This is a genomic window from Streptomyces panaciradicis (genome assembly GCF_023516615.1).
Taxonomy (GTDB): domain Bacteria; phylum Actinomycetota; class Actinomycetes; order Streptomycetales; family Streptomycetaceae; genus Streptomyces; species Streptomyces panaciradicis.
Window position 1 is genome coordinate 1 of the sequence record NZ_JAMGBF010000289.1, and the last position, 3,472, is coordinate 3,472.

The window sequence follows — 3,472 nt, forward strand, 5'->3', positions numbered from 1 at the left end:
GGCACCCCGGACGCCCCCCATCGGGCCACCCCCTGGCCCGAGGCCCGTGCCGTCGCCGTCGGGGCGGCCTGCTCCGGCAGCCCCGCCGCGCGCCGCGGCCCGGTCTCGGTGCCCCTCGACGCGGCCCTCGGCCTCGTCCTCGCCGCCCCGCTCGACGCCCTCACCGACCTGCCCTCCTTCGACACCTCGGCGATGGACGGCTGGGCGGTCGCCGGCCCCGGTCCCTGGGACGTACGGGACGAGGGCGTGCTGGCCGGGCACGCCGAACCGCAGCGGCTCACCGACGGCGAGGCCGTCCGCATCGCCACCGGCGCCCGGATCCCCCCGGACACCACCGCCGTGCTGCGCACCGAGCACGGCCGCACCGACGCCCAGGGCCGTCTGCACGCCCTGCGCGACATGCACCACGGCCAGGACATCCGCCCCCGCGGTCAGGAGTGCCGCTCAGGCGACCGGCTGCTGCCCGTCGGCACCGTCGTGACCCCGGCCGTCCTCGGCCTCGCCGCGGCCGCCGGCTACGACACCCTCGCCGCCGTGCCCCTCCCGCGGGTAGAAGTCCTCGTCCTCGGCGACGAGTTGCTGGTCGAGGGCCGCCCGCACGACGGCCTGATCAGGGACGCCCTCGGCCCGATGCTCCCGCCCTGGCTGCGGGCGCTCGGCGCGGAGGTCACCGCCGTCCGCAGGCTCGGCGACGACGCGAAGGCCCTGCACAAGGCCGTCACCGGCTCCACCGCGGACCTGATCGTCACCACCGGCGGCACCGCCGCCGGACCGGTCGACCACGTCCACCCCATCCTCGAACGCATCGGCGCCGAACTGCTCGTGGACGGCGTCAAGGTGCGCCCCGGCCACCCCATGCTGCTGGCGCGCGTCGCCGAGGGCCGGCATCTCGTCGGCCTCCCCGGCAACCCCCTGGCCGCCGTCTCCGGCCTGCTCACGCTCGCCGAGCCCCTGCTGCGCACCCTCGCGGGCCGCCCCGACCGGGAGACCTACACGCTGCCGCTGCGGGACGAGGCCCACGGGCATCCGTACGACACCCGGCTCATCCCCGTCGTGCTGCGCGGGGACCGGGCCGTGCCGCTGCACTACAACGGCCCGGCCATGCTGCGCGGCATCGCGGCGGCCGACGCCCTCGCCGTCGTACCGCCCGGCGGAGCCCGCGCAGGTGAGGAGCTCGAACTCCTCTACCTGCCCTGGGCCTCCGCCGGAATCGGGGTGTGTTTCACGTGAAACTTCCGGGCCATGACGCGATCGCCCGCCAGGCGGACGAACATCTCGTGACCCATCGGGTGAAACTTCCGCGCAAGGTGGTCGAACGGCCGATCCGGCAGGTCGCCAAGCGGCTGACGCTGGCCCTGCTCGTCCTGGTCGCGACCGCCTTCATCGTCTACGCCGACCACGACGGCTACACCGACAACTCCGACGGCTCGGTCGACCTGCTCGACGCCTTCTACTACGCCACCGTCACCCTCTCCACCACCGGATACGGCGACATCACCCCGGTCAACGACGCCGCACGGCTCACCAACATCTTCGTCATCACGCCCCTGCGCGTGCTCTTCCTGATCATCCTGGTCGGCACCACCCTCGAGGTCCTCACCGAGCGGACCCGGGAGGAGTGGCGCCTGAACCGCTGGAGGTCCGCCTTGCGCGATCACACCGTCGTCGTCGGTTTCGGGACGAAGGGGCGTTCGGCGATCCAGACCGTCTGCGCGACGGGGCTGCGCAAGGAGCAGGTCGTCGTGGTCGACCCCAGCTCCAAGGTGATCGACGCCGCGACGGCCGACGGCTACGCGGGTGTCATAGGCGACGCGACCCGCAGCGAGGTGCTGAAGCGGGCCGAGGTGCACCGGGCCCGGCAGATCATCATCGCGACCCAGCGCGACGACACGGCGGTGCTGGTGACGCTGACGGCCCGGCAGCTCAACCGAGGGGCGAAGATCGTCGCGGCGGTCCGCGAGGAGGAGAACGCTCCGCTGCTGCAGCAGTCCGGTGCCGACGCGGTCATCACCAGCGCCAGCGCGGCCGGTCGGCTGCTCGGCCTGTCCGTGCTCAGCCCCGCCGCCGGCATGGTGATGGAGGACCTCATCCAGCAGGGCAGCGGGCTCGACATAGTCGAACGGCCGGTGGTGAAGGCCGAGGTGGGCAGGGGCCCCCGGGAGACCGACGATCTGGTGGTGAGCGTCGTACGCGGGCACCGGGTGCTCGGATACGACGATCCCGCGGTCGGCACCCTGCAGTTGACGGACCGTCTGATCACGATCGTGCGGGCGACGCCCGACGCGAAGGTCACGCCGGACGTGCGTCCCATACCGCGGGACTGAGACGACCGGGGGGGTAGCGTCGCCTTCATGCATGCGATCACGATTCCCGAACCTGGTGGACCCGAGGCGCTGGTGTGGGACGAGGTCCCCGATCCGGAGCCCGGTGAGGGCGAGGTCCTGGTCGAGGTGGTGGCCAGTGCCGTCAACCGCGCCGACATCCTGCAACGGCAGGGCTTCTACGACCCGCCGCCCGGCGCGTCCCGGTACCCGGGCCTGGAGTGCTCAGGACGGGTCGCCGCGCTCGGCCCGGGCGTCTCCGGCTGGTCCGTCGGCGACGAGGTGTGCGCGCTGCTCTCGGGCGGCGGCTACGCCGAGAAGGTCCTCGTTCCGGCCGGCCAGCTGCTGCCGGTGCCCGAGGGCGTGGAACTGCGGCAGGCGGCCGCGCTGCCGGAGGTGGTGTGCACCGTCTGGTCGAACGTCTTCATGATCGCCCACCTGCGGCCGGGCGAGACGCTGCTGGTGCACGGCGGCTCCAGCGGGATCGGCACGATGGCGATCCAGCTCGCCAAGGCCGTCGGCGCCAAGGTCGCCGTCACCGCCGGCACCAAGGAGAAGCTGGACCGCTGCGCCGAGCTGGGCGCCGACATCCTGGTCAACTACAAGGAGCAGGACTTCGTCGAGGAGATCGCGCGCGCGACGGACGGTGCCGGTGCCGACGTCATCCTCGACAACATGGGCGCCAAGTACCTCGACCGCAACGTCCAGGCCCTCGCCGTCAACGGCCGTCTCGCGATCATCGGCATGCAGGGCGGCATCAAGGGCGAGCTGAACATCGCCGCGCTGCTGAACAAGCGCGCCGCCATCAGCGCGACCTCGCTGCGGGCCCGTCCGCTGGGTGAGAAGGCGGCCATCGTGGCGGCCGTACGCGAACACGTCTGGCCGCTGCTGGCCGCGGGCCACGTCCGCCCGGTCGTCGACCGCGAGGTGCCGATGAGCGACGCGGCGGCCGCGCACCGGGTGGTGGAGGAGAGCGGACACATGGGGAAGGTCCTGCTGGTGGTGTGAGGCCCCCGGCTCCGGCCCCGGCCCCGGCCCCGGCCCCCGGCTCCGGCTCCGGCCCCGGCCCCCGGCTCCGGCTCCGGCCCCGGCCCCCGGCTCCGGCTCCGGCCCCGGCCCCCGGCTCCGGCTCCGGCCCCGGCCCCCGGCTC

At 73.8% G+C, this 3,472-nt stretch carries 3 protein-coding genes; all 3 read left to right on the plus strand.

What is annotated here, in order from left to right:
- A partial coding sequence (locus M8J74_RS43810; protein ID WP_249841726.1) for a molybdopterin molybdotransferase MoeA occupies positions 1-1,230 on the plus strand: 1,230 nt, incomplete at its 5' end.
- The gene (locus tag M8J74_RS43815) at positions 1,227-2,324 is read left to right on the plus strand and encodes a potassium channel family protein (RefSeq protein WP_249841727.1); all 1,098 of its coding nucleotides are present in this window, start codon (positions 1,227-1,229) and stop codon (positions 2,322-2,324) included. The genes M8J74_RS43810 and M8J74_RS43815, both read left to right, overlap by 4 nt.
- 27 nt (positions 2,325-2,351) lie before the next feature.
- On the plus strand, positions 2,352-3,329 hold the full coding sequence (locus M8J74_RS43820) for an NAD(P)H-quinone oxidoreductase (protein ID WP_058924250.1): 978 nt from the start codon (positions 2,352-2,354) through the stop codon (positions 3,327-3,329).
- Positions 3,330-3,472 lie beyond the last annotated feature (143 nt).

Coding starts and splice junctions, on each gene's coding strand:
- M8J74_RS43820 (WP_058924250.1), top strand. CDS start 2,352: ATGCATGCGATCACGATTCCCGAACCTGGTGGACCCGAGGCGCTGGTG.